The sequence below is a fragment of the Exiguobacterium sp. CH10 genome (genome assembly GCF_018617635.1).
In the GTDB taxonomy this organism is placed as follows: Bacteria; Bacillota; Bacilli; order Exiguobacteriales; family Exiguobacteriaceae; genus Exiguobacterium; species Exiguobacterium aestuarii_A.
Genome location: NZ_JACSKO010000003.1, coordinates 178,618 through 201,418, shown reverse-complemented (window position 1 = coordinate 201,418; position 22,801 = coordinate 178,618). Strand labels below are relative to the sequence as shown.

Annotated in this window: 23 protein-coding genes; 11 read left to right on the top strand and 12 right to left on the bottom strand. The window is 48.0% G+C overall.

Going from position 1 to position 22,801, the window contains the following annotated elements:
• The first annotated feature begins 88 nt into the window (after positions 1-88).
• Both KNP04_RS11460 and KNP04_RS11455 read left to right on the top strand, forming a co-directional pair.
• Positions 89-655, top strand: a complete 567-nt coding sequence (locus KNP04_RS11460) for a TetR/AcrR family transcriptional regulator (protein ID WP_214876228.1) — start codon at positions 89-91, stop codon at positions 653-655.
• A 29-nt stretch (positions 656-684) separates the two neighbouring features.
• Positions 685-3,837 carry an efflux RND transporter permease subunit gene (locus KNP04_RS11455; RefSeq protein ID WP_214876226.1) on the top strand — a complete coding sequence of 1,051 codons (3,153 nt, stop codon included), beginning with the start codon at positions 685-687 and terminating at the stop codon, positions 3,835-3,837.
• A 45-nt stretch (positions 3,838-3,882) separates the two neighbouring features.
• On the opposite strand, the gene KNP04_RS11450 is transcribed toward KNP04_RS11455, so the two are convergent.
• Positions 3,883-4,620 carry a YwqG family protein gene (locus tag KNP04_RS11450; RefSeq protein WP_214876224.1) on the bottom strand — a complete coding sequence of 246 codons (738 nt, stop codon included), beginning with the start codon at positions 4,618-4,620 and terminating at the stop codon, positions 3,883-3,885.
• Between the two features lie 149 nt (positions 4,621-4,769).
• Here KNP04_RS11450 and KNP04_RS11445 point away from each other — a divergent pair, with 149 nt between their 5' ends.
• The 4 genes from KNP04_RS11445 (at position 4,770) to KNP04_RS11430 (ending at position 7,637) form a co-directional block, all read left to right on the top strand.
• A complete protein-coding gene (locus tag KNP04_RS11445; protein WP_214876222.1) occupies positions 4,770-5,123 on the top strand; it encodes a CidA/LrgA family protein in 354 nt (117 codons plus the stop codon).
• A complete protein-coding gene (locus KNP04_RS11440; protein ID WP_214876220.1) occupies positions 5,120-5,794 on the top strand; it encodes an LrgB family protein in 675 nt (224 codons plus the stop codon). Before KNP04_RS11445 ends, KNP04_RS11440 begins: the two co-directional genes overlap by 4 nt.
• Positions 5,795-5,896: 102 nt before the next feature.
• The gene (gene pepT, locus KNP04_RS11435; RefSeq protein WP_214876218.1) at positions 5,897-7,135 is read left to right on the top strand and encodes a peptidase T; all 1,239 of its coding nucleotides are present in this window, start codon (positions 5,897-5,899) and stop codon (positions 7,133-7,135) included.
• Positions 7,136-7,187: 52 nt separating this feature from the next.
• Entirely contained in the window at positions 7,188-7,637 is a 450-nt protein-coding gene (locus KNP04_RS11430; RefSeq protein WP_427373410.1) for an SACOL1771 family peroxiredoxin, read from the top strand.
• 38 nt (positions 7,638-7,675) lie between these two features.
• Here the strand turns inward: KNP04_RS11430 and KNP04_RS11425 are convergent, their stop codons facing one another.
• On the bottom strand, positions 7,676-8,299 hold the full coding sequence (locus tag KNP04_RS11425) for a hypothetical protein (RefSeq protein ID WP_214876216.1): 624 nt from the start codon (positions 8,297-8,299) through the stop codon (positions 7,676-7,678).
• Between the two features lie 189 nt (positions 8,300-8,488).
• Between KNP04_RS11425 and KNP04_RS11420 the strand changes: the two genes are divergently transcribed.
• Positions 8,489-10,114 (top strand): ABC-F family ATP-binding cassette domain-containing protein, encoded by a 1,626-nt coding sequence (locus tag KNP04_RS11420; protein ID WP_214695756.1) that lies wholly within the window; start codon positions 8,489-8,491, stop codon positions 10,112-10,114.
• A gap of 33 nt (positions 10,115-10,147) precedes the next feature.
• On the opposite strand, the gene KNP04_RS11415 is transcribed toward KNP04_RS11420, so the two are convergent.
• Positions 10,148-10,897: a FixH family protein gene (locus KNP04_RS11415; RefSeq protein ID WP_214876214.1), complete on the bottom strand. Its 750-nt coding sequence runs from the start codon at positions 10,895-10,897 to the stop codon at positions 10,148-10,150.
• A gap of 265 nt (positions 10,898-11,162) precedes the next feature.
• Here KNP04_RS11415 and KNP04_RS11410 point away from each other — a divergent pair, with 265 nt between their 5' ends.
• Positions 11,163-12,359, top strand: a complete 1,197-nt coding sequence (locus KNP04_RS11410; protein ID WP_214876213.1) for a LysM peptidoglycan-binding domain-containing protein — start codon at positions 11,163-11,165, stop codon at positions 12,357-12,359.
• A 65-nt stretch (positions 12,360-12,424) separates the two neighbouring features.
• On the top strand, positions 12,425-12,688 hold the full coding sequence (locus KNP04_RS11405) for an LlsX family protein (protein ID WP_214876211.1): 264 nt from the start codon (positions 12,425-12,427) through the stop codon (positions 12,686-12,688).
• A gap of 24 nt (positions 12,689-12,712) precedes the next feature.
• Here KNP04_RS11405 and KNP04_RS11400 read toward each other — a convergent pair whose 3' ends face one another.
• From KNP04_RS11400 to KNP04_RS11380, 5 genes are all read right to left on the bottom strand, one after another.
• On the bottom strand, positions 12,713-13,150 hold the full coding sequence (locus tag KNP04_RS11400; RefSeq protein ID WP_214876198.1) for a hypothetical protein: 438 nt from the start codon (positions 13,148-13,150) through the stop codon (positions 12,713-12,715).
• Complete coding sequence (locus tag KNP04_RS11395) at positions 13,147-14,472, bottom strand: PepSY-associated TM helix domain-containing protein (protein ID WP_214876196.1); 1,326 nt, start codon at positions 14,470-14,472, stop codon at positions 13,147-13,149. The genes KNP04_RS11400 and KNP04_RS11395 overlap by 4 nt, the downstream gene beginning before the upstream one ends.
• Before the next feature lie 215 nt (positions 14,473-14,687).
• A complete protein-coding gene (gene aceA, locus KNP04_RS11390) occupies positions 14,688-15,956 on the bottom strand; it encodes an isocitrate lyase (protein WP_214746768.1) in 1,269 nt (422 codons plus the stop codon).
• 75 nt (positions 15,957-16,031) lie between these two features.
• A complete protein-coding gene (locus tag KNP04_RS11385) occupies positions 16,032-16,328 on the bottom strand; it encodes a hypothetical protein (protein WP_214876193.1) in 297 nt (98 codons plus the stop codon).
• A complete protein-coding gene (locus KNP04_RS11380) occupies positions 16,325-18,508 on the bottom strand; it encodes a malate synthase G (RefSeq protein ID WP_483297972.1) in 2,184 nt (727 codons plus the stop codon). Before KNP04_RS11380 ends, KNP04_RS11385 begins: the two co-directional genes overlap by 4 nt.
• A 181-nt stretch (positions 18,509-18,689) precedes the next feature.
• Between KNP04_RS11380 and KNP04_RS11375 the strand changes: the two genes are divergently transcribed.
• Complete coding sequence (locus KNP04_RS11375; protein ID WP_078146066.1) at positions 18,690-19,136, top strand: MarR family winged helix-turn-helix transcriptional regulator; 447 nt, start codon at positions 18,690-18,692, stop codon at positions 19,134-19,136.
• Positions 19,133-19,768 (top strand): nitroreductase family protein, encoded by a 636-nt coding sequence (locus KNP04_RS11370; RefSeq protein WP_074036693.1) that lies wholly within the window; start codon positions 19,133-19,135, stop codon positions 19,766-19,768. The genes KNP04_RS11375 and KNP04_RS11370 overlap by 4 nt, the downstream gene beginning before the upstream one ends.
• 39 nt (positions 19,769-19,807) lie before the next feature.
• Here the strand turns inward: KNP04_RS11370 and KNP04_RS11365 are convergent, their stop codons facing one another.
• The 4 genes from KNP04_RS11365 to KNP04_RS11350 are packed head-to-tail and all read right to left on the bottom strand — an operon-like array spanning position 19,808 to position 22,773.
• On the bottom strand, positions 19,808-20,470 hold the full coding sequence (locus tag KNP04_RS11365; RefSeq protein ID WP_015880376.1) for an NAD(P)H-dependent oxidoreductase: 663 nt from the start codon (positions 20,468-20,470) through the stop codon (positions 19,808-19,810).
• A 16-nt stretch (positions 20,471-20,486) separates the two neighbouring features.
• A complete protein-coding gene (locus tag KNP04_RS11360) occupies positions 20,487-21,098 on the bottom strand; it encodes a class I SAM-dependent methyltransferase (protein WP_214876188.1) in 612 nt (203 codons plus the stop codon).
• Entirely contained in the window at positions 21,095-22,102 is a 1,008-nt protein-coding gene (locus KNP04_RS11355) for an ABC transporter permease (RefSeq protein ID WP_214876185.1), read from the bottom strand. Before KNP04_RS11355 ends, KNP04_RS11360 begins: the two co-directional genes overlap by 4 nt.
• The gene (locus KNP04_RS11350) at positions 22,099-22,773 is read right to left on the bottom strand and encodes an ABC transporter ATP-binding protein (protein WP_214876182.1); all 675 of its coding nucleotides are present in this window, start codon (positions 22,771-22,773) and stop codon (positions 22,099-22,101) included. The genes KNP04_RS11355 and KNP04_RS11350 overlap by 4 nt, the downstream gene beginning before the upstream one ends.
• Between the last annotated feature and the right edge of the window lie 28 nt (positions 22,774-22,801).

The following is a 22,801-nucleotide window of genomic DNA, read 5'->3' as shown; positions in this document are numbered from 1 at the left end:
GAAGTCATTAATTCTTGACTTCAAAAGATTTCTAACGCTATAGTGAAATCAAACAAACCGTCTGGTCGGTACAGAAAGGGGTGAAGATATGACAAACCGATCGAATATCACAAAACAAAAGCTGTTAGATGCGGCAACGGATATCATCATGAGTCAAGGTGTCCATCAACTTACATTAGATGAAGTCGCCAAAACAGCTGGCGTTTCAAAAGGTGGGCTTCTCTATCACTACGCTTCAAAAGAAGCATTGATGACCGCAATTGTCGAACGGTTACAACAAGAACAAAATGAGTTGTATGCCTCACTGCAACAGGAAGGTCACGGTCCAGTCGAAGCATTCGTTCGTCTGTTCGATGAAACGAATTTGCATCCCGAACGCGCTGCCATTCATATCGACGTTGAGAAAATGATTGCATTTCTCACGCTGTTCGCCGTCGACCAAGAGTATGCCGATCGATGGAAGCAAGATTTAGATACGTTCTTCGCACAGTTTCAAAAAACAGCCGACCCGGTTGAAACAATGATCATTCGTTATGCACTCGAAGGCATGATGATGTCAGAACATTTTGGGGTCGGTGTTCCCCCTGCCGAGCTCAAACAAGCGATCATCGCACGCTTGATTGAACGGGCACACGCCATCGACAGTCAATCATAAAAACAACATATAGAGGAGATTAAAAACCCATGCAGAAAATCACGTCTTTTTCCGTTAACAACAAGTTTGCGGTTTGGTTGATGACGATCATCTTGACGGCCGCAGGTCTTTTCGCAGGTCTGACGATGAAGCTCGAGACGCTACCGGATATCACGACGCCGACCGTCTCGGTCACAACCATTTATCCAGGAGCATCCCCTGAGCAAGTACTCGAAGAAGTCAGTACCGTTCTCGAAGAACGCCTGCAAAGTCTAAATGGCGTGGAACAAGTTCGTTCTTCATCGTTCCAAAACGCTTCAAACATCCAAATCGATTACGACTTCAGTACGGATATGGATGAAGCGGAACAGCAAGTCAAAGACGCGTTAAGTAACGTCGAACTACCTGAATCGGCACAAGAACCTCAAGTGTCACGCCTCAGCTTCGACGCTTTCCCGGTCATCGGGGCCGCCATCTCGGATGAGAGCCTGGACTTGGCTGAATTGACGAAACTCGTCGAGGAAGAAGTCCAACCCGCTCTTGAAGGAGTCGAAGGCGCACAAACCGTCCAAATTGCTGGACAAGAGATTCGCCGCGTCGAACTTCAATTCGATCAAGAAGCGCTCGCTGAATACAATTTGACAGAAGACACGGTCAAACAATTGATTCAGGCGAATGATGCCCGTATCGCGCTCGGATTATATGAATTAGGTGACACGGAACAAGCGGTCGTCATCGATGGAAAATCTGAGACGCTCGAAGCGTTCCGTGACATCCAAATCCCTTACTCACCAGCACAATCAACGCCGACGACACCGTCTGCTCCGACTGAATTGCCACCTGGTCAAACACCAGACGTGCCGACAGAGGTCCCGACGGAAACACCATCGGCATTACCACCAAACGTTCCGACGACGGTTCCGACTGTCGCGTTGAGCGAACTCGCGACAATCGAGGACAAAGGAATTGAAGAATCGATTTCTCGCTCGAACGGTGAACGTTCAATCGGCGTACAGGTGACGAAGACACAAGATGCGAACACGGTCGATGTCGTCAATGCCGTCAAAGAAGTATTGAATGACTTCGAAGCAGAGTATGACACGGCGAATGTATCGATCACACTCGACCAAGGACAACCGATTGAAGAGTCGGTCGAGACGATGTTATCGAAAGCATTGCTCGGTGGCTTATTCGCCATCCTCATCATCTTAGTGTTCTTGCGTAACTTCCGATCGACAATCATCGCTGTAATCTCGATCCCGTTATCGCTTCTCATGGCACTTATCGTGTTGAAGCAATTGGATATCACATTGAACATCATGACACTCGGTGCGATGACCGTTGCGATTGGACGCGTCGTCGATGACTCCATCGTCGTCATCGAGAACATTTACCGTCGCCTCACACGGTCGAACGAACCACTTCGCGGTAAAGAATTGATCATCGCGGCGACAAAAGAAGTATTCATCCCGATCGCCTCGTCAACAATCGTCACAATCGCGGTATTCTTACCGCTCGGATTTGTCACAGGATTTGTCGGTGAATTGTTCTTGCCGTTCGCATTGACTGTCGTCTTCGCCCTACTCGCTTCATTACTTGTTGCGATTACGGTCGTACCAATGATGGCCGACTCGTTCTTTAAAAACCGCGATAAGTTGAAGCCAGAAGAAGGTCCAGGAAAGCTCGCAGAATGGTATCGCGGCGTCTTGAACTGGTCACTGAACCATAAACTCGTCGTCTTCGGACTCGCGACTGCCCTATTGATTGGTAGTTTTGCCCTCGTCCCAGCGATTGGGGTCAACTTCTTGAACCAAGATTCGGAGAAGACGTTGTTCGTCACGTTCGACCCAGAACCTGGTCAAACGCTTGAAGATTCGATTGCCGCGGCTGAAGTGGCAGAAGAATACTTCATGGAAGAACAACCGAACGCAACGGACGTTCAATTTACAGTCGGTGGAGAGAATCCGCTGAACCCAGGAAACAATAAACAAGGAATCTTTATCGTCCAGTATGACCCGGACACAGAAGATTTCGCAGATGTGAAGTTGGCTGATATTGAGAAGTTGAACGAACTCGCCTCAAACGGGGAGTGGAAAGAACAAGACTTCTCAGGTGGCGGCGCAACGAGCGGTGTCACGTATAACGTCTACGCCAACTCGCTTGAAGATTTAGAAGCGATCGTGCCGACCTTCATCGAAACGATTGAAGAAGAAACGGATTACGTCCGTCAGGCAACGTCAGACTTACGTGAGTCGTACGTACAATACACGTTCAACGTCGACCAACAAGCCGCTGCAGAAGCCGGTGTGTCTGCAGGTCAAATCGCACAAGTCATCAGCCAATTCCAGGCACCAGAAAGCCCACTTGCGAGCGTGACAGTGGATGACAAACAGTTAGACGTCGTCATCCCGAACGAGCAAGTAACGTATGATAGTGTCGATGACTTACAAGCACAAGAAATCACGACACCGTTCGGACCACGCCCAATCTCAGACTTCATTGAAATCGAAGAAGGCACAACGCCGGATACACTCGTCGAGCGCGACGGAAAACTGCTCGCACAAGTGAGTGTCGAACTCAGCACGGATAAAGCGACAGAAGCGTCTGCTGCGATCGAAGAGCGCGTATCAGAGATCGAGCTCCCGTCTGGCGTATCGTATGATGTCGGCGGTGTAACGGAACAGATTCAAGAATCGTTCACACAGCTTGGTCTTGCGATGCTCGCCGCAATCGCCATCGTCTACTTGGTTCTCGTTGTCACATTCGGAGGGGCACTCACACCATTCGTCGTGTTGTTCTCACTCCCGTATGCGATTATCGGGGGACTTGTCGCACTCCTCATCACTGGTGAAACGATTTCGGTTTCTGCCTTGATTGGGGCACTCATGTTGATCGGGATTGTCGTCACGAACGCCATCGTCTTGATTGACCGCGTCATTCATAAAGAAGAAGCTGGTTTATCAACACGTGAAGCGTTACTTGAGGCAGCAGGCACACGCCTTCGCCCAATCTTGATGACCGCACTCGCGACAATCGGCGCACTCGCACCGCTCGCACTCGGTCTCGAGGGTGGAGCACTCATCTCGAAAGGTCTCGGTGTCACCGTAATCGGCGGACTTACAAGTTCGACGCTTCTCACGTTGCTCATCGTACCGATCGTCTATGAGTTCTTCGCACGATTCCGTAAGAAAAAACAAGCGTAAACAAAAGAGAGTTGACTTTAACAAGTCGGCTCTCTTTTTTTACACTCAATAACACTGCATGATGATTTCGGTTTCTTCAAACCGTTTGGCGCGGAGGGCATCTTCTGGAATAAGAAAATAAAGAATTCCAACATCCCCAAATATGACATCTAATTCTTCAGTAGAATCCATTTGAAAGAGCAGGAAAGGATGATTGAATCGTTCCCCATATGTTTCTTCTACTTCTTCAAACACGTCATTCTGCACTTCATTCGGATGTCCACCGATTGCGTGGAGTTCTTCTTGTTCGAATTGTTCGACAAGCGTTTCGTACAGGTCGTCACCGAGCAAATCGTACAAATCATATCCATTCTCCGCATAGCCCTCTTTGAAAGAAACGGCACGCTCATTCAAAGCTTCTCCAACCCGCACTCGCTCAAATTGCGTTTCTTCCGTATACAAGACACGCCAAAGATGACGCTCGTCCTCATCTCCCCAAGGTTGTTCTTCCAAGTCATAGAAGAAAGACAACAAACCTTCTTTCGGGAGTGCATCCACGGATTCAAACCCAGCTAAATCACTTAAACGGAACTGAGCTAAAAACGTCATATTCTCCCCAGGGTGCAAGTCAGCATTTGGCAAATCGGGATGCCCACCGAATTTTGAATGACCTATTTGAACTTCTTCTCGTGTGGTTCGTGGTACAAGCGTCAAATTGACCCGCTTCGTGAACGCACGTAAAATGTCTTCCCCGTTTTGTAATCCATGCTCTTCAATAAATTGCTCAATCGTTTTTAGTTCCATCTCGACACCCTGCTTGTTTATGATAGATGTAGTATAGCATGTCGAACGTATGTACCCCTTATCTTTTTTGTCATACCCTTTTCTTGACCGATGAAGATGAATTTGAGAAGATGCATACGTTTTGAACGACGCGAAAGGAAGTCATATATATGAAATTATTGAAATGGATGATTGGGCTCTCACTCTTGTTTGGATTGAGCACGCTCGGCAACTGGATGGTTGAGACGTTCTCGTGGAAAGTACCGGGCAGCGTCATCGGCATGGTGCTGTTGCTCGTCCTCTTAATAACAAAAGTCATCCGCGTGGAATGGATTGAAGACAGCGCTGGATTTTTGACGAAGCACCTCGCCTTCTTCTTCATCCCGATTGCCGTCGGTCTCATGGCGTACGGTACGTTGTTAAAAGCCGCTGGCATCCCTCTTCTCGTCACACTACTCGTCAGCATGGCGGTCGGTATGATCGTGACGGCTCTCGTTTCCGGGAAAGAAGGTGAGGCGTCATGACATACGTTTGGATCGGATTGACGATTCTCGTGTATTCGCTCAGTCGTCAACTTTCGAAAAAATGGGCATCTCCGTTCACTAATGTCGTCTTCTTAAGTACAGCGATTCTGATTCTCCTGTTACTCGTGACAGGACAGTCCTATGATACGTATAAACCGGCTACCGATCTCATCACCATCTTACTCGGTCCGGCGACAGTCGCCCTCGGGTTACCGCTCTATCGCAACTTACCCGTGTTACTCGCCCGGGCAAAGCGAGCATTGAGTGCGATTGTCATTGGGTCTCTTTCCACGATTTTTGTCGCTGTGTTCTTCGGGAAGTTGTTTTCGTTTACCGAAAACGTGTTGATTGCGCTATCGGTCAAGTCGGCCACGTCTCCGATTGCCCTCGAATTGGCTCGACAGTTAGAGGGGGATGCGACACTTGCCGCCTCGATTGCCGTCGCCTGCGGTATTTTAGGTGCGATGCTAGGTCCGGTGCTCTTGACATGGATTCGTATGGACGACCCGTTCACGCGTGGGCTCACGCTCGGCACCATCAGTCACGGAATCGGGACCGCACAAGCAGCGACGGAACATCCGTTGTCTGGTGCAACAGGTGGTGCCGCGATGGGATTGACCGCCATCTTCACTTCGTTCATCTTGCCCATTTTATACCCGTTTCTCTTTTGAACAGGTCACGCTCATTTCATCGATGGGCGTGACTTTTTTGTTTCGACTTCGAGCGCGCGTGATAAACTAATGAAGATGAAACTTTTTAGAGGAGGGCAATCCATGCAAGAGAAATTAATTGAACGCTTAATGACTTATGCGAAGATTGATACACAGTCTGACTTCACGAGTACGACAACACCATCGACGGCCAAACAATGGGATTTGATTCGTCATTTGGAGAAAGAACTGAAAGAACTCGGGCTGACAGACGTCGAGACGGACGAATACGGCTATCTCTTCGCCACACTTCCGAGTAACGTCGACCATGACGTCCCGACAATCGGCTTCCTCGCTCACGTGGATACGGCGACCGATTTCACGGGTACGAACGTTTCCCCTCAACTCGTTGACCATTATGAAGGTGGCGATATCGTCTTGAACGAGTCCTTAAATGTCGTCTTGTCACCAAAAGACTTCCCAGAACTTGACGGGTATGTCGGACATACGCTCATGACAACGGACGGAACGACACTCCTCGGTGCGGACGATAAAGCAGGAATCGCCGAAATCGTCACAGCCGTCGAATACTTATTGGCTCACCCTGAGATTCCGCACGGACCGGTCCGCATTGCTTTCACACCGGATGAAGAAATCGGGCGTGGACCACATAAATTCGATGTCGCCCGTTTTAACGCGGACTTCGCTTATACGATGGATGGTGGCCCGCTCGGGGAGTTACAATATGAAAGTTTCAACGCAGCCGGTGCGACCGTCACCTTCCACGGGACGAACGTTCACCCGGGTAGCGCCAAGAACAAGATGGTCAACTCGATGAAGCTCGCGATGGCGTTCCAAAACCGTTTACCGGCTGATGAGGCACCGGAACGTACGAGCAACTACGAAGGATTCTTCCATTTGAACGGTTTTAATGGGGATGTGGAGAAGACGACACTTCAATACATCATCCGCGATCACGACAAACAGAAGTTCGAAGCGCGTAAAGCGTTGATGGAGAAACTTGTCCTCGAATGGAAACAAAAATACGGGGAAGAGCGGATTGAGCTCAAAATGGAAGACCAGTATTACAACATGGCCGAGAAAATCGAACCGGTGAAACACATCGTCGATACCGTCGCTGACGTCATGCGCGGCCTTGGCATCGAACCGAAGATTGAACCGATTCGTGGTGGGACAGATGGATCGCAACTTTCTTACATGGGCCTTCCGACACCGAACATCTTCACGGGTGGCGAGAACTATCACGGGAAGTTCGAATATATCTCTGTGAACAACATGGAAAAAGCAACAACCGTCATTATCGAAACACTTCGCACATTCGCGAAGCGTGCACAAGCATAACACATGCGCCTCCAATCGTTCTCTTTTACACTAGAGACATTGGAGGCGATTTTTGATGAAACATACATTTAGCATGAACCTCGGCTGGGATGGCGGACGAAATGACGTCGGTACCCTCGAGGCTGAGCGATTAAAGACACAGATTTCGATTCCACCCGAAATGGACGGTCCCGGAGTCGGCACGAATCCGGATGAAATGTTACTCGGGGCAGCGGCCACGTGTTATATCATCACACTCGCAGCCGTACTCGGGCGAAGCGACCTGACTCACCGTGGCATCACGATTGACGCAGAAGGAATCGTCGATGTGACGAACGGCATCTTCACCTACGAGACGATTCGCTATGCGACAACGATTCAAGTACCTGCAGAGATGACCGACCGAGAGATTACGCTAGTCGAGCGCATTGCGAAAAAAGCGAAAGATCAATGTATGATTTCACGCGCACTCGCAGGAAATGTGGCGTTCGAATTGAATACGACTGTTGTACGAGTCGACTAAAGCCATCGTGATGATGGCTTTTTCTGTGCATCGAAGTATCAGCTACCTTGTTGATCGACAATCTCACCGTTCACAGAAATTCCTCGTACAACCGCGTCTTCTCCAATTTGAAAATAATATCGGTACGGGCCTTTTTGAATCATCGTTGCCTCGGTGAATGTATTTTCGTGATGGGATGTCGTTTCAATCGTATCGATTTCTGGATTGTTCACTTCTCCAAATCCCACATTGAAAGAATGTTCGGCGTTTCCGGCGTCATCGTATTCTCGTAAAAATGTGCTATATGAGGTGAAATTGTCGTTTTCATAGTGCGTCCACCCTCTTGGTCCAAGAAGCTCCCATCCTTCTTCATCATTCCCCTCAAAGAACTGGACGACCAATGCCTCCATCTTATTTTGAAACTCACTATCATCTTGAAATTCTGTAGGATCCGGAATCGTCGTGTACATGACGATGGTCACCCCATCGTGACGTGTTGTATAAATCAATTTATTCATGTCATAAGTAAGACCTTTAGCCAATGCCTCGTCAAAATCATCATATTTCCCAAACTCAAATTTCCCCACCTCAAACGCTTGAAGTTCATTCCTCAATAGCGAATTCACGATACTTGAACTGACCACAATGAATATGATGATCAGCCAGAGTCTAAATTGTTTCATAGTACCCCTCATTTGATTCATGTGCATTTCTGTACTACATAATATTTCCATCTTACGGTGTAGAATCCTTTATCATGATGCACAAGTTTATCTTTAACGTTTGTGAATCATGACGTGACACTGCGCGATTTTTAAAAACGTGATACAATACACGTCGTAAACTAATCAGAAAAACGAGGGATACCATACATGATTACAGTAAATAACGTCAGCCTACAGTTCGGCGGTCGCAAGTTGTTCGAAGACGTGAACATCAAGTTCACACCAGGCAACTGTTACGGATTGATCGGTGCGAACGGTGCCGGTAAATCGACATTCTTAAAGATTTTATCAGGTGAGCAAGATACGACGACGGGTGATGTCAGCATCACACCGGGTGAGCGTCTCGCGGTCCTCAAACAGGACCACTACGCGTATGAAGACAGTGCTGTTCTCGAGACCGTCATCATGGGTCACGAGCGTCTTTATAGCGTCATGAAAGAAAAAGACGCCATCTATATGAAAGAAGATTTCTCAGACGAAGATGGAATGCGCGCAGCTGAACTCGAAGGTGAGTTCGCTGAGTTGAACGGTTGGGAAGCAGAGTCAGAAGCGTCGATGGTTCTTCAAGGTCTTGGGATCACAGAAGCGCTTCACCAGAAACAAATGAGCGAACTCACAGGTGGCGAGAAAGTCAAAGTCCTTCTTGCCCAAGCACTCTTCGGTAAGCCAGACATCTTGCTTTTGGACGAGCCGACCAACGGACTTGACCTCAAAGCAATTCAATGGTTGGAAGAGTTCTTAATCAACTTTGAAAACACAGTCATCGTCGTTTCCCACGACCGTCACTTCTTGAACAAAGTCTGTACACACATGGCAGACCTCGACTTTGGAAAAATCCAATTGTATGTCGGGAACTACGACTTCTGGTATGAGTCAAGCCAACTTGCTACACGTATGGCGGCAGACCAGAACAAGAAGAAAGAAGAGAAGATCAAAGAGCTTCAAAACTTCATCGCACGTTTCAGCTCGAACGCATCGAAAGCGCGTCAAGCGACGTCACGTAAGAAGTTGCTCGATAAGATCACACTCGACGACATTCGTCCGTCATCACGTCGTTATCCATTCGTCGGATTCACGATGGAACGCGAAATCGGGAACGATGTTCTCTATGTCGACAACGTTTCGAAAACGATTGATGGCGTAAAAGTGCTCGACAACGTCACGTTCTCACTTAACAAGACGGACAAAGTCGCATTCGTTGGTCGTTCTGACGTTGCGATCACGACACTCTTCAAAATTCTCATGGGTGAGATGGAACCAGATACAGGTTCGGTCAAATGGGGCGTGACGACGACTCAGTCGTACTTCCCGAAAGACAACTCGGAATACTTCGAGGGCTCGGAAAAGAGCATCCTCGACTGGTTGCGTCAGTTCTCACCAGCCGATGAGTCAGATACGTTCCTTCGTGGATTCCTTGGCCGCATGCTCTTCTCAGGCGAAGAAGTCATGAAGAAGGCGTCTGTCCTCTCAGGGGGAGAAAAAGTACGCTGCATGCTCTCGAAGATGATGCTCTCAAACTCGAATGTGCTCGTCCTCGACGATCCGACGAACCACTTGGACCTCGAATCGATCACAGCACTCAACAACGGTCTCGAGTCATTCAAAGGCGTACTCCTCTTCAGCTCACATGACCATCAGCTCATCTCGACGATTGCGACACGCATCATCGAAGTGACACCGAATGGCATCGTGGATAAAGAAGCAACGTACGATGAGTACTTGGAGAACGAAGCGCTCCAACAACAAGTTGAATCACTTTACCAAAATGCATAATAAAAATGATCGGCTCGCGTGAGCCGATCATTTTTATTTGACGTTTACCGTCTCCATCACATGCTCATGAATGTCATGACCTTTCGTGACGTGGACTTGAACGTTGTATGCGCCAGATTCAGTAAAGGTGTGCATCCCTTTGTACATACCAGCATCTGCTTCCTCTAACTTCACCCACTCATGCTTCTCTGCCCCGTCTTGGAAGATTTCGAGTTGTACGTCTGCCCCCGCTAACATCTCCTCTTCAATCATAACGTGAACCATGAACGGCTGTTCCTCACCTGCTGTCGCCTCTTTCGGTTCGAGCGTGATGTCCGCTCCTGCATGGTGATGGTGGTCACTATCCTCTTCCGCTTCGGCAGCCGTTTCAGGATGTCCGACCGTAACGTTCGTCGTTGGCATCGTATGCATCGAACGCGCTGTCACGTGAACTTGGACCGTGTACACCGCTTCTTCCGCGAACGTCGTCTCCGCTTCGTAGACGCCATCTTTTGTGAGCGACGCCTTGATCATGTCACTTTCTTCTTTCGCACCGTTCTTCCACACTTCGAACTTGATTTCATCCGCATCGTCCACAGGTTGACCATCTTGCGTAACTTTTACAGATAAAGGTACTGTTTCTTCTTTTTCTGCCGTCGCAGAAACCGTCAACTCTGCCTCTACTGGCTCCATCGATTGTGGAACAGCTGCGCTTTCCGCTTCTTTCTCCGTGCCGCACGCACCGAGTACGAATAGGCCGATGAGTCCAAACACGACCCCAAACCGTGTCATCATCTTTTTCATCATAAGTCCTCCTTATAAATCGCTTACATCTTTCACACATTTTTCATGATACCACCCTTTTCCAGAAAGAGTGTGAGCATTCTGTGAGATAACCCACGATACCTTCTCACAAATTTCACACATATAGTTGAATCAAAATTCGTTTCATCTATTTCCGAATATTAGTCCATCATTTCTAAAAAGGGGTATATAAAAACTATACAGGGTGTGCATTTGGAAAGTCTTAACATCAAGAGGATGACATCATGAATGGAGGCGAATTCAGATGAAACGTAGGGTCATTCGTGGGGCGATGGCACTGTTCATCTTATTGGCAATGGTGATCACGCAACCGATTTCCGTCAGTGCTGCCGCTTCAAAATTTATCACGAGCGTGAATACGACGAGCAAAGTTGTGGCGCTGACGTTCGATGATGGGGCAGACGGGGCGAACACGAACAAGATTTTAGACATTTTGGCAAAGAACAACGTCAAAGCTACTTTCTTTTTGACAGGATCCGGTGCAAACAATCATCCCCAATACATTAAAAATATCGCCGCAAAAGGGCATCAGCTCGGTAATCACTCATATACACACCCAGACTTCACCAAACTAACTGCTACTCAAATGAAATCCGAACTCGACCGCACGGAAGCCTTGATTAAATCATTGACCGGAAAAACGACAAAACCGATTTTCAGAGCACCGTTCGGAGCCGTCAATAGTACTGTGTTGAACGGCGTCGGTGCTGCAGGCTATGGATACACGATTCAATGGAACATCGATACGATTGACTGGAAAGGATTGACCGCGAGTCAAATCAACACAAAAGTACAAACCAATATCAAACCGGGTTCAATCGTCTTGATGCATACAGGTGCAGGTGCACCGGGTACTCCACTCGCATTACCGACGATGATTTCGCAACTCAAAGCAAAAGGATATCAATTCGTCACGGTCTCGCAATTACTCGCCTATCAAAACACGTCAACGAACAAAACGTATACTGTGAAATCCGGTGACACGTTGTACAGCATTGCACGGACGTATGGCGTCACCGTATCCGCTTTAGCGGCAGCTAACAACATCACCAACGTCAACTCCATCAGTGTCGGACAGGTGCTCATCATTCCAGGAACAACCGTCACACCTCCACCTACAACGACCGTGAAATACACCGTAAAGTCGGGCGACACGCTCTACAAGATTGCGACGATGTACAATACGACCGTCGCGAAAATTGCAGCCGCTAACAATATCACAAACGTCAATCTCATCAGTGTCGGACAGGTGCTCATCATTCCAGGAACAACCGTCACACCTCCACCTACAACGACCGTAAAGTATACCGTGAAGTCGGGCGACACACTGTATAAGATTGCGACGATGTACAATACGACCGTCGCGAAAATCGCAACCGCCAACAACATCACGAACGTTAACCTTATCACTGTCGGACAAGTGTTAACCATTCCGAAATGAGTGAACCGTGAATCTTTTCCTCTACTTGTGACGTATCGTATGCAAACAGGAAAAGAGGAATCGCTATGACTCGAATCGCAATCCGCGTTAGTATCGCTGCACTCATCGGACTTGGTGTCTCCATTGCCACATTCTCGATTTTGATTTGGCTCGGTTATGAACAAGCACTCACATCCGGTGAGCCAATCCAATTCTTGACTCGTGACATTTATCAATTCGAAAACGAGGTCGGGGTCGCCAATCAGAATCAGATGGCCATACTTGGTGCAGGTTTTATGGGAATCGCTATTCTCGTCGGAGAAATTGGGGCACGCCTCAAACAAAAATAACCGCTGCGCGTGCAGCGGTTATTTTTAGTGATGATGTCCACCATCGTGATCATGTGACTGAACTGTCGATTGTTCAATCTGGTCGATTTGGTCTTGCGGTACATCGCCGACAATCATCCATGCAGTTGGGGTATATACTTTCTGCCCTTCATGCACCATGCCGTTCACTTGATAGATTCCTTGATCGAGCTTCACGCTCGTCACGAGGTAGCCATCCCTTTCCGTCACTTCGTATGTCCGTGTGTCTTCGGTAGCATAAGGTGTGACTTGAATATGGCTTTCTGTCACGCGTTCGTCATTCGCTACTTTCATCGCAAGTGTCGTCGATCCGACTTCCACGCGTTCAGGTACAATCAATTGAATGCCAATCGGATCAATCGTACGTTCGATCGGTTGAAGTTGACATGCCCCTAACCAGATTGTCGCCATGATGACAGGAAGAACTGCTTTGAATCGTCTCATGCCGCCACCTCCGCTTTCAACTTCCGTCGACCGATGACCCAATCGAATACAAGTACGACGAGGATGCTGATTCCCGCGAGCGGTAATGTCACACCGAGAAGTAAAATCGAGATACCAACGATTCGTTTGATCCGTTCGTCTTCGAACCGCTTCATCTGTTCGATGGACCCGACTTTTCGTTTGCGCCACATCACGAACGAGCTGATGACCACAAAAATGAGACCTATACAAAGCGCGACCCCGACCAATTGATTCAGTAGTCCAAACAAACGACCTTCGTGGAAGGCGATGCCGACCGTAATCAGTTTTCCGAGAATCCCATAATCCGCATACGTTACAGAACTAAGTGTCTCACCGCTATATTGATCTAAGTTCACCGTTGCTTCTTTGAACGGGTGTCCTGCTGCCGATGTGACGGTATAGACGCCTGTTTCGCCTTCTGGAAGCGAGATCGTGTACGGTCGATTGATCGACGTATTGTTCACGACCTGATTCAAGTCAATTGGCAACAGTGTACTTGGTGAAGATGCCGGTACAAGATCTGTTTGTGTTGCCCAAGGTACGTCTTCTGCCACATCTTTTGTGGTTACAGTTGATTCCGGTTTAGCGCCAAATGCATAGGCATACAGCGGTGCTCCCGTATTTGTCGACGAGGAGACCCACTGCAACATCGCCCCCGACACGGAGGACCAGGCAAGACCTGAACTAATGATGATGACGAGACCTAGCGATGACCATAAAGCGACGCTACCGTGCATTTGTTTCCACCATTGCCGACCCTTCCCGAGCTTCGGCATGAGCATCCGAACCGGATTTTTCCCACGTGGCCAGAATAAGAACGTTCCCGTAATGAGAAGAATAATGGCCCATGATGCCGCAAGCTCGACAATCCAGTTCCCGATTTGTCCGCCTAATAGTGTGCCATGAATCACAACCAACAAATCCATACTACTTTCAGCAGTTCGTGTCCCTAAAACTTCGGCAGTTTCTGGATGAATATATGTATACATCATCTCATCATTGTTCATCCAACCGACTCGAGTCGATTCACCTTCATTCGGCAATCGAATCGATGTGATTATCGCATCCGGATATTCTGTCATGAATGATTCCTTTTGGATTTCTATCGGCTGTTCTTCCGTGAAAGATGCCGTCATCATGTCATTGTATTGCATCTTCGTGACTTGTGGTTCAAACAAATAAATGCTTCCTGTCACAGCCAAGATAATGAAAATCGGTGCAAATATAAGACCTGCATAAAAGTGCCAACGCCAAATCGCTTGATACCAAGCGTTACGTTTGTTCAATCGTTCCCCTTGCATAACGATTCCCCCTTATTTTTGTGTCCAACTTGTGAACAGATTGAGTATACAAGGAATGGAAACGTTTTATTCTTGCTATTTGTGACAACTATTCGTCGATATAGAGAAGTCAAAATGAACTTTAATTCATCTTTTTTTCACATATTCCAGGTCTTACTCCACACATTTTCACATAAACAAAGAGACGCCAACAAATTGGCGTCTCCAGAGTGTGATTAATTTGTGAACTGCTCTGCTTCTGTCGAACCGGCAAGTGCAGTCGTTGACGATTGCCCACCTGAGATAACGAGTGAGACTTCATCGAAGTAACCCGTCCCGACTTCACGTTGATGACGTGTCGCCGTGTAACCATGTACTTCAGCCGCAAATTCTGCTTGTTGCAATTCCGAGTAGGCTGCCATGCCACGGTCTTTGTATCCGCGTGCGAGCTCGAACATACCGAAGTTGAGCGCGTGGAATCCAGCGAGTGTGACGAACTGGAACTTGTATCCCATTGCGCCGATTTCCTGTTGGAACGTCGCAATTTCTTCGTCTGACAACTTCTTCTTCCAGTTAAATGATGGCGAGCAGTTGTAAGCGAGAAGTTTTCCTGGATACTTCGCATGAATCGCTTCGGCAAATTGACGTGCCTCTGCCAAATCTGGTTCAGACGTCTCACACCAGACGAGGTCTGCATATGGTGCATAAGCGAGACCACGAGCGATGGCTTGCTCGATACCAGCTTCTGTACGATAGAAGCCTTCCGGTGTACGCTCTCCAATGATGAATGGATGATCGATTGGATCGATGTCGCTCGTGATCAAGTTTGCCGCGTGTGCGTCTGTCCGCGCTACGATGATTGTCGGGACGCCCATGACGTCTGCCGCGAGTCGAGCCGAAATCAAGTTTTTCACAGCCGTCTGGGTTGGGAGTAACACCTTCCCACCGAGGTGACCACATTTCTTCTCAGACGAGAGCTGGTCTTCGAGGTGAACACCGGCAGCACCCGCTTCAATCATCGCCTTCGTTAATTCGAATACGTTGAGGACACCACCGAACCCGGCTTCCATATCCGCGACAATCGGTGCGAACCAATGCGTATCGCCTTTTCCTTCTGCCGTTTGAATTTGATCGGCACGTTGAAGCGCCTGATTGATTCGTTTGACGACACTCGGAACCGAGTTGGCCGGATATAAACTTTGGTCCGGGTACATGTGACCTGACAGGTTAGCGTCTGCCGCTACTTGCCAACCGCTTAAGTAAATGGCTTCAAGTCCTGCCTTCACTTGCTGAATGGCCTGGTTACCTGTCAATGCGCCGAGTGCATGAACATAATCACGCTCATGCATCAATTGCCACAGACGTTCCGCTCCTTTTGTCGCAAGCGTTTGTTCAATCACGATGGACCCTCGTAATTTCATCACGTCTTCTACAGAGTATGGACGTTCTACCCCTTCAAATCGTTCTGACTTCCAGCTGTTCACTAATTCTTCGCGTTGTTTCATTAACAAATCCTCCTGTATTATATTAATTTTAATTTATTCAATTTGTTATATAACAGATGATGCAAATTAAACACTTTAGTCGAGGTAAGCACAGCACTCCAACGCTGCTTTGAACGTCGAATGCTCCATCCCACAGCAACGACAGACGTTCTCTTCGTCCCGATCTTCCGGTTTGCGGAAGACGACGACTTCCTCAATCGGTTCCTTCATGATTTGAAGTGATCCATCTGCCCGGTCCAAGACGAGACGCATCAAGTCGTTCCCGTATACGAATGCTGTATTCGCAAGTGATGCTGTCGATTCTCCAGATACGATGCGGCGGACGACCCAACGTTCAATCAACTGTTCGCTTTCCATTTTTTTCGTAGTCATGATGAGGTTCCTCCTTTAAGGTTTAACTCCATAGTTTGTCGTTTCATAAATTCACGGCGACGGCGATGTAAGATCGGTTCTGTGTATCCGTTCGGTTGTTTCAACCCATGAAACACGAGTTCATGGGCAGCTTGATAAGCGATCGATTGATCGACGTTCGGTGTCATCGGTCGGTAATTCGGATCTGACTCGTTTTGCTCATCGACGACTTGCGCCATCCGATAAAGTGTGACCTCCACTTGATCTGCTGAACAGATGCCGTGATGCAGCCAGTTGGCCACGTGTTGACTCGAAATCCGGAGTGTCGCTCGGTCTTCCATCAGTCCGATATGGTGAATATCCGGTACTTTCGAACAACCTACACCTTGTTCGACCCAACGAACGACGTATCCGAGCAATCCTTGTAAATTGTTCTCGAGCTCTTCTTTGATCTCGTCTTGCGAATAGATGCGTGTCGCGAGCGGAATGTCGAGGAGCTGTTGTCGCTCATGTTTCGAATGAGGTTGCTTGATCAATTCTCGCTGTACATCAAAAGCATCGAGTTGATGATAGTGCATCGCATGGAGCGTCGCCGCTGTCGGTGAAGGCACCCATGCCGTCGTCGCCCCGGAGCGTACATGTGCAATTTTTTCACGCATCATGTCCCGCATCCGATCAGGCATCGCCCACATCCCTTTTCCGATTTGTGCTTGATGATGGAACCCGCTCTCGAGACCGGTTGATACATTCAACCGTTCATATGCAGCGAGCCAAGGTGACGTCTTCATTTCTCCCTTTCGACGCATCGGTCCGAGTGTCATCGAGGAATGAATCTCGTCCCCCGTCCGGTCGAGGAAGCCCGTGTTGATGAAGACGACCCGCTCTTTCACTTGAGCGATACAATTTTTCAAGTTGAGTGACGTTCGTCTCTCTTCATCCATCACGCCGACTTTTAACGTATGGCGCGGAAGGTTCAATAGATCTTCTACAGCGTCAAACAAGTCATTGGTGAATGCTACTTCTTTAGACCCGTGCATTTTCGGTTTGACGATATAGATCGATCCTTCCCGAGAGTTGAGGCGGCGATGTAGATGGCGACTCGCGATCAATGAAGTGAAGATGGCATCAACGATCCCCTCTGGTACCTCACGACCTTCTGCATCAAGGATCAAGTCCGTCGTCATCAAGTGTCCGACATTTCGAATGAATAAGAGTGCGCGTCCTGGGAGCACAACTTCCACTCCACCTTTTCCAATCAAACGCTTATCTTCGTTTAAACGTCGAGAGAGTCGCTTCCCGTTCTTTTGGAACGAGGCTTCAAGCGTCCCATCCATCAAGCCTAGCCAATTACGATACAGATGAACTTTGTCTTCCGCACAAACGGCTGCGACCGAGTCTTCACAATCCACGATTGCGGATAGGGCTGATTCGAGCTCGATGTCCATCAGTCCAGCAGGATCGACTTTTCCGACCGGATGTTCACGGTCAAATTGCAGTTCAACGTGCAAGGCATGGTGTCTGAGCATCAACGTCTTCAACTCGTTCGGTTCCCCGGTGTAACCGACGAAAGAATCATCTGCGAACGAATACTCGTCGTCCCCGATTGCCGCATAGACGACATCGTCACGAACGACGTATCGTGTCACTTCCTTGTGCGACCCTGACGGTAGCGGGAACGTGTCATCTAGAAACTGTTTCGCCAACCGAATAACTTCATTACCGCGAACGGGATTATATCCCCGTCCCTTTTCCATACCGTCCGCCTCTTCAATCATATCTGTTCCATAAAGGGCGTCGTAGAGACTTCCCCATCTGGCATTGGCGGCGTTAAGTGCATATCTGGCATTGTCTAACGGTACGACGAGTTGCGGCCCCGCTTGATGCGCGATTTCACGATCGACACCCGAAACATCGATGTTAAAATCTTCGACAATCGGTTCGATATAGCCGATTGACGTTAAAAATGTCTCATATTCGATTGGATCGACTTCTTCTTGGCGACTGTACCACTCCTGTAACAATCGCTCATATGTCATGCGCTGCTCCAGAAGTGTCTGATTTACTGGAATGAAACGCTCTAGAAGCGATTCAACGCCTTCCCAAAAAACGTTGATTTCCTGGGGTTCGAGTACGTTCTTATTCACAAATTCAACCAGCTTTTCATGAACATGATACGTATTTAGTCGTTCATAGTGTTCCAAGCGTTCACATCCTCCTTTAATCATTGTTATATATCAGTTGATTACAATATAGACTATTATATAACAGTTTGACAACCCATTTCTTAAAACTTTTTATTTGAAATCTTGTCAGGATGGGTTTACTATACGTTGTGTGACCCATCAATGATTGAGTCATCAATGATTTGAGGAGGCGATGTGTATGCGAGATTCTTGCTCGCTCCGTGATCAAATTCTCTATCACATCATCACCGTACAAAAAGAATTGGGGCAATTATTCGACTCTGAAATGGACGGGCTCAGCTTGAGTCGCTACGACATTTTAAGCAACCTGTATCACGTCGGTCCATTGCGACAACGTGAATTGCAACAGCGCGTCGATGTCGACCATGCCGCCATCACCCGACATCTGAAACAATTGGAGACACAAGGACTGATTACGCGGAGACGCTGTGAACAAGACAACCGTGTCATCTATGTCGAGTTGACAGACGATGGTCGTGAGCAAATTGCACATTGGACTGAGCAAAAAGAGTGCTTAACGGACCGACTTTTTGTCAACATGAAGGTAGAGGATCAACAACAGTTATTAGCATCCCTAACGATGTTACAAGATACAATTGACCATGAAAGGAAGACAACAATATGAACACTGCTACACAAAAAGACTTTATGGAGATTGTCAAAGGACGCCGCTCGATTCGTGTGTACGATGAGAACGTCAAAATCTCAAAAGAAGAAATGACCCAAATCCTTGAAGAAGCGACAACAGCTCCTTCATCACTTAACTTACAGCCATGGCGCTTCGTCGTCATCGATAGCGCAGAAGGAAAAGAAACGCTCCTTCCACTCGCAAGCTTCAACAAACGCCAAGTGGAAACATCTTCAGCTGTCATCGCACTCTTCGCTGACTATCAAATGGCAGATTACACAGAAGAGATTTTTGATACAGCAGTAGAGCGCGGTATGATGCCGGCTGAGGTCCGCGACCGTCAAGTCGACATGATCAAAGGCATCTTCAAAGACGCACCGAAAGAAATGGTCAAAGACAGCATCATGCTCGATTCAGGTCTTGTTGCGATGCAACTCATGCTCGTCGCACGTGCGCACGGATATGACACAAACCCAATCGGCGGATACGACAAAGCGAACATCGCTGAAGCGTTCGGTCTCGACAAAGAACGTTACCTTCCAGTCATGCTTCTCTCAATCGGGAAAGCAGCAGAAGAAGGGTACCCATCAGTACGCTTCCCAGTCGACCGCATCACAGACTGGAAATAATTCAAAAGGTTCAATCGCCTCAGCGATTGAACCTTTTTTTCATCCGATATATTTGACGACTTCGTTGAAGTCACGACGTGTTTTCGGTGCGAAATCACGCGCCCGATACCCAAATGCGACCATGACCGAAAGTGACCATTCGCCTCGTTCCATCACACCTTCTGAGATGAGCAACTCATCGATTTCCTCTTGATTGAACCCTTCAATCGGGCATGAATCAATTTCGATTTGTGCAGCGGCCGTCATCATATTCCCGAGTGGAATGTATGTCTGACGCTTGATCCATTCCTGGAAGACACGTTCATCATCCAAGAGACGATAGTCGTTCTCCTGGAACTCCTGTACCCGTTTCACGCGTTGCGCGTATTCTTCTTCCGTCCGGCCCTGTACACCCGTCACGATATGACGAATATAGTCCGCATCGTAACGCATCGCTTTCGGTGTTCTTGCGAGAATCAACACGAAGTGGCTCGCAGTCAAAGCCTGACCTTGCGCTCCCCATGCGTGATCTTTAATTTTTTGGAGCAAATCTTCCCGACGCACCACGACGAATTGCCATGGCTCGAATCCGAATGAACTCGGCGAAAGACGTCCCGTCTCTAAAATGAACTCCATGTCCTCTTCTTTGATTTTACGATCCGCATCGAATGCTTTCGTCGCTTGACGCCAACGATACGCTTCTAAAATGTCTTTCTTTTTCATCGTGCTCACTCCTCCATTACCAAGATGACTCCATCATATCAAACCGATAAATCAAAAATCGCTCATGAAGATTCTTCAGCGGCAATCGCACCGTTTGTACGTACTGAAAAGGTGTCTCGTCGTTTAAATAATGAAGGTACTCATCCGCCGGATAATATAAAATCACATCGACCGGGCGAGGATCTATTTCAACAGATTCGATGATGTTGGCAATCACTTGGCGGAAGACGTTCACGGAGAACGGATTAAAGAAGTAGAATCGATTCGCATCCGATGGAATCGTGAATTCCTCCGCGAGTCCTTGTTCCAATTGAACGCTTCCCCGATTACGATGTTTCTTCGTATAGCGCACCCAATTCTGGAGTGCCTCCTCGTGAAATCCACCGTCCATCTCGACACCGATCGCCCGCACGCGAAACGCATACGCCAAATAAAACGGGAGACGTCCTTTGCCCGAACCGAAATCAACAATCGTATCTGTGGACTCTAACGGATAAGCGTCCCGAAGCAAATCGAGTGCCTCGTAAGGAGTCGGCTCATAACGATGATATTCGGCCGAGGACGGAAATCCCTGCTGTGGTTTGACCGTCTCAATCTGTAGGAGTTGTTCATATTGCTGTTCGTTCATGATGAACCTCTTTCTTGAATGGATTGGAAGAATGGATGCCGCTCCATTTCTCTCGTAAATGACGTCTGTTCCTGATAGGCGACATACATGACATAAATCGGAACCAACACTTTAAACCAGCTTGGAAGTAAAATGAAGCTTGTCACGCCAAGTGGAATGAGTCGAAACCACAAATTTCGGTGGCTCGGCGTCCTGAAATAGATTAGGATTGCCATCGTCCGTCTGACGGTGCCAAAGCGATTCGGTCTCGGTCGATATAGTGGACGTGTCCGCTCACTCGTCTTCTCGATGGCACCTGAGGTTGTCAGCAGGACTCGGTCGAATGAGGCACGCTCACGTTCCCCGATTTCAATCTCGCGACCGATATTCGGATGTTTCGACACCCATCCTTCCCCTACGTATAACGCAAATGTGACCATCATGCTTCCGATCAACACACCGAGTAACACCGACTCAATCAATAGCGCATACACGCCTACAAAAGCAATCAACACGATCAATAATCGTTTCATGAGATGGACGTGTCGGAGGCGAAGTTGATACTGAATCCATGCATGGCACCAGGAGAGTAAGAAAAGCGCGGCTCCGAATGCGAGGATCTCGACAGTGGTTCTTCCCTTCACATGTAGAATCGGTGCGATCAATAGAAGATAGAATCCGTATTGAATCAGGTGTTGAGTCATCTGATATACGACGGAGTACCATTTCAACTGTCGAATGAGATGACGATCAGCTACGAGGATGAGGTCGGCGCGCTCTATCCATACAAACATGCGGTCCTGCCACATCACCCATCCGAACAGGATTGCCCATAACAGGTAAGGCACATCACGCAACCAATCGATATTCCCTTCCCATACGAGCCAGTAGGAATAGCCTGCCCATATGAGAAGAGGAATGACGCCGTATAAGAAAATCGTCCAGTCGACAATCAATCGGACCGTCTTCCACTGTTGTTTCATATAACGGGAGACACGCATCCAAAACAATCGTTTCGCAATCATCGGAGCGCCACATCTTCCATCATGTCAAATAAGGTCATCCCCTCTGTATCGAGTGCTTCACGAATCTCTGCTTTCGTCCCACTCGTCAAGAGTTCCCCGTCATCAATCCATACGAACCGGTCACACAACCGCTCGGCCGTATCAAGAACGTGTGTGACTAGTAAAACAGCGGCTCCCCTCGTGCGCTCCGCTTCTAACAATCGAAGTAATTGGATGGTGGTCGTTGCATCTAATCCGATAAACGGTTCATCGACAATCAATACATGCGCTTCTTGAATGAGCGTTAATAAAATCATCGCTTTTTGTTTCATCCCTTTTGAAAAAGAGGAGAGATACCGGTCTGTCACATGATCAAGTCGGAAAAGCTGCAGCAACTCCTTCGTCTTTTCCTTCGACTCGACACCCGTCAATTCATGGACGAGCGCAATATGTTCCGATAGTGTCAAATAATCGTAGTAAACCGGTTGCTCCGGGATGTACGCATAGCGTTCCATCTCGACGGTTCCTTTCATCCATGGAATCGTTCCTGTCAGACAGGCGATTGTAGTCGTTTTTCCTGCACCGTTCGACCCGATTATCCCTAAAATCTCGCCCGACCGCACATCAAACGAAATGCCTTGAATGACGGGCTCGTTTACCTCATATCCTGCTTGTTCAATTCTCACATCCACGATGGGTCCTCCTTACGAAAAAGTCGCC

Excerpts from the sequence above, each read along its gene's own strand:
- KNP04_RS11460 (WP_214876228.1), top strand. The coding sequence starts at position 89 with ATGACAAACCGATCGAATATCACAAAACAAAAGCTGTTAGATGCGGCA.
- KNP04_RS11455 (WP_214876226.1), top strand. The coding sequence starts at position 685 with ATGCAGAAAATCACGTCTTTTTCCGTTAACAACAAGTTTGCGGTTTGG.
- KNP04_RS11450 (WP_214876224.1), bottom strand. The coding sequence starts at position 4,620 with ATGGAACTAAAAACGATTGAGCAATTTATTGAAGAGCATGGATTACAA.
- KNP04_RS11445 (WP_214876222.1), top strand. The coding sequence starts at position 4,770 with ATGAAATTATTGAAATGGATGATTGGGCTCTCACTCTTGTTTGGATTG.
- KNP04_RS11440 (WP_214876220.1), top strand. The coding sequence starts at position 5,120 with ATGACATACGTTTGGATCGGATTGACGATTCTCGTGTATTCGCTCAGT.
- pepT (WP_214876218.1), top strand. The coding sequence starts at position 5,897 with ATGCAAGAGAAATTAATTGAACGCTTAATGACTTATGCGAAGATTGAT.
- KNP04_RS11425 (WP_214876216.1), bottom strand. The coding sequence starts at position 8,299 with ATGAAACAATTTAGACTCTGGCTGATCATCATATTCATTGTGGTCAGT.
- KNP04_RS11420 (WP_214695756.1), top strand. The coding sequence starts at position 8,489 with ATGATTACAGTAAATAACGTCAGCCTACAGTTCGGCGGTCGCAAGTTG.
- KNP04_RS11415 (WP_214876214.1), bottom strand. The coding sequence starts at position 10,897 with ATGAAAAAGATGATGACACGGTTTGGGGTCGTGTTTGGACTCATCGGC.
- KNP04_RS11410 (WP_214876213.1), top strand. The coding sequence starts at position 11,163 with ATGAAACGTAGGGTCATTCGTGGGGCGATGGCACTGTTCATCTTATTG.
- KNP04_RS11405 (WP_214876211.1), top strand. The coding sequence starts at position 12,425 with ATGACTCGAATCGCAATCCGCGTTAGTATCGCTGCACTCATCGGACTT.
- KNP04_RS11400 (WP_214876198.1), bottom strand. The coding sequence starts at position 13,150 with ATGAGACGATTCAAAGCAGTTCTTCCTGTCATCATGGCGACAATCTGG.
- KNP04_RS11395 (WP_214876196.1), bottom strand. The coding sequence starts at position 14,472 with ATGCAAGGGGAACGATTGAACAAACGTAACGCTTGGTATCAAGCGATT.
- aceA (WP_214746768.1), bottom strand. The coding sequence starts at position 15,956 with ATGAAACAACGCGAAGAATTAGTGAACAGCTGGAAGTCAGAACGATTT.
- KNP04_RS11385 (WP_214876193.1), bottom strand. The coding sequence starts at position 16,328 with ATGACTACGAAAAAAATGGAAAGCGAACAGTTGATTGAACGTTGGGTC.
- KNP04_RS11375 (WP_078146066.1), top strand. The coding sequence starts at position 18,690 with ATGCGAGATTCTTGCTCGCTCCGTGATCAAATTCTCTATCACATCATC.
- KNP04_RS11370 (WP_074036693.1), top strand. The coding sequence starts at position 19,133 with ATGAACACTGCTACACAAAAAGACTTTATGGAGATTGTCAAAGGACGC.
- KNP04_RS11365 (WP_015880376.1), bottom strand. The coding sequence starts at position 20,470 with ATGAAAAAGAAAGACATTTTAGAAGCGTATCGTTGGCGTCAAGCGACG.
- KNP04_RS11360 (WP_214876188.1), bottom strand. The coding sequence starts at position 21,098 with ATGAACGAACAGCAATATGAACAACTCCTACAGATTGAGACGGTCAAA.
- KNP04_RS11355 (WP_214876185.1), bottom strand. The coding sequence starts at position 22,102 with ATGATTGCGAAACGATTGTTTTGGATGCGTGTCTCCCGTTATATGAAA.